Genomic DNA, 2,482 nt, shown 5'->3' with positions numbered 1-2,482 from the left:
CCGCTACCATGTGTGCGACCGTGCCGCGCGCCACTGTGCGCGCCGACTGCACCAGCATCTGCAGGTCATAGCGATCGGCAAATCGCCATTGAACTTGTCTAACAGGATCGCCAGGCAGCGTAAGCATGGTTGGAGTTGTGGTTGTCGCAGACGTGGCCATAAAAGACACCTCACACAGCGGCATCATTGTCCCGAAAACGATACACGTCGGCATGTGACTCGCATCACGACTACAACCGGTTGCCTAGGGGGGTTGAAAGGCCACGGCTTTACAGTTTGCGGAGAAACTCATTCCCGACGGGGTTTGTATCAGGGCATGACTTTCAGTCATGCCGCAAATCGGAAGATGAATGAGGGCTTTAGCCGCTGATGGAAGTTTCCGGTACGCATTGGGTCTTCTTGGGCAGTCTGCATCCGCTTAGCAGCCTCGTGTTACTTGCCCGTCAAACGTCCTGACGTTCCTGCGCTTCAGATCTGTCAGAAATATGTGAGGTGGCCCGCGTCACAAGTTGAAAACAATTCATCTCCTTTGACTTCATTGCATTTGTGACCACTATCACTGCCAGCGGGGTCACAAAGAGAGTCTTCTCAGAGCTGCAATCCCCGCCATGGAATTCAGCGCAAGCGGAAAATTCGCTGCGGGGGAAGCCATGTGCGGGAACACAATTGCTCACTCCGCGCAGGGGAAAGACGGCCGCATGACCAAAGCCGCACGTTTCGTAGCATTCTTCATCGCCATGGTTGCCGGCTCAGCCGAATGGCTATCCGCCTTTTTCAGACTTGTTCGACACCACAGAGCAGTCGGAGTGAGCCTGTTCGCAGTCGCGGTCTTCCTGTCGCCCCATTACCTGCCAGCGCAAGCTGACTGTCTCGCCTGCCATGGCGACAAGACCATGCAGGACGCGGCAGGCCACAGCATCTCCGTCGATGGCGATAAGTTCAAGACCAGCATCCATGGCAGCCTGCAATGCAATAACTGCCACGCCGACATCAAGGAATATCCGCATCCCGACCACATTGCCAAAGTCGACTGCAAATCCTGCCACGCTGACGAAGCCTCAAAGCTAACCGGCAGCGTGCATTCATCCGCAAAAGAGCATCCCTGCACAAGCTGTCACGGCAATGCTCACGAGATCTTTCCCAAAACGGATGCACGCTCAGCCGTATATCCGCTTAACGTGCCGAAGACCTGCGGCCAGTGCCACAGCGATGGCGCCATGGCCTCAAAAAAAGGCCTGCCCAGCGTGTACCCGCACTACATGGACTCAATTCACGGCTTCGCGCTGAGCAAAGAGGGCCTGCTCGTCGCGGCCAATTGCCAGAGTTGCCATGGATCGCACGGAATTCTGAGTCACAAGGATCCAGCCAGCTCAACCTACAAGGCAAACATTCCCAAGACCTGCGGCACCTGTCACGCGAAGATCAATGACGACTACCAGGCTGGCGCGCACGGTCATGCGGTGGCCTCGGGCCATCTGAAAGCTCCCGTCTGCACCGATTGCCACACCGCACATGCGATCCTGCAGCCGACGGAATCCGCATTTCGCATGCAGTCCACGCCGATCTGCGGCTCCTGCCACAAGGAGAAGCTTTCCACCTATCGCGACACCTTCCACTCGCAGCTCGGATCGCTGGGCGGATACGTTGAGACCGCACGCTGCTGGGATTGCCATGGAGCGCATGAGATTTACCCTGCATCCGATCCCCGCTCGCCAATCAACAAGGCCAACCTGGTCAAAACCTGCGGCCGGTGCCATGCGGGCGCCAACCTGAGCTTCGTCCAGTATCAGCCGCACGCCAACGCACACGATCGCCATCTCAATCCGGCTCTCTTTTACGTGCGCCTGTTCATGAATCTGCTGCTTGCGAGCGTACTTACATTCTTTGTGATTCACACGATTTTGTGGCTGATTCGTTCCCGATTCGACCAGGTCAGGAGAAAGTCGGCAAATGGAGGGAAAGATGCCTGAGCTGGAACAAGCACCAGCACTAACCGAAGTGGAAGGAACCGCTAAGGCGGAACGCTGGTTCAACCGCTTCACGCGCGAGCAACGCTATCTCCACGCCGTCTTGTTCTCCACCTTCCTCGGGCTCGCAGGCACTGGTCTGCCCTTGCGCTTCAGCGAAAGCATCTGGGCGCGTGGCTTGGCCAATGCCGTCGGCGGATTCGGAGCCATCCTCTTCTTTCATAAGTTCTGCGCACTGGTGCTGACCGTCGCCTTTCTCATCCATGTGAAAGAGATCTTCACGCGTGGACTCTTCCGTCGCGAGAAGGGAATCTTCTGGGGCGCGACATCCATGGTGGCCAACTGGAAAGATGCGAAAGACATGTTCAACCACATGCGCTGGATGCTTGGCCTGGGTCCCAAGCCGCAATTCGAGCGCTACGCCTATTGGGAGAAATTCGATTACTGGGCAGTGTTCTGGGGAATGATCGTGATCGGCTTCTCCGGCTACGCCATGTGGTTCGCTCCGTTCTTTG

The 2,482-nt window shown here is 56.8% G+C and carries 2 protein-coding genes; both read left to right on the top strand.

Annotated elements, in window-relative coordinates; all coding sequences use genetic code 11:
- Positions 1-608 precede the first annotated feature (608 nt).
- A complete protein-coding gene (locus tag WA354_RS01520; protein ID WP_472811244.1) occupies positions 609-1,970 on the top strand; it encodes a cytochrome c3 family protein in 1,362 nt (453 codons plus the stop codon).
- A partial coding sequence (locus WA354_RS01515; RefSeq protein ID WP_472811243.1) for a hypothetical protein occupies positions 1,963-2,482 on the top strand: 520 nt, incomplete at its 3' end. The genes WA354_RS01520 and WA354_RS01515, both read left to right, overlap by 8 nt.

The sequence above is a fragment of the Occallatibacter sp. genome (genome assembly GCF_049802275.1).
Lineage (GTDB): Bacteria > Acidobacteriota > Terriglobia > Terriglobales > Acidobacteriaceae > Telmatobacter.
This window is presented reverse-complemented; position numbering and strand designations above follow the sequence as displayed.

Excerpts from the sequence above, each read along its gene's own strand:
- WA354_RS01520 (WP_472811244.1), top strand. The coding sequence starts at position 609 with ATGGAATTCAGCGCAAGCGGAAAATTCGCTGCGGGGGAAGCCATGTGC.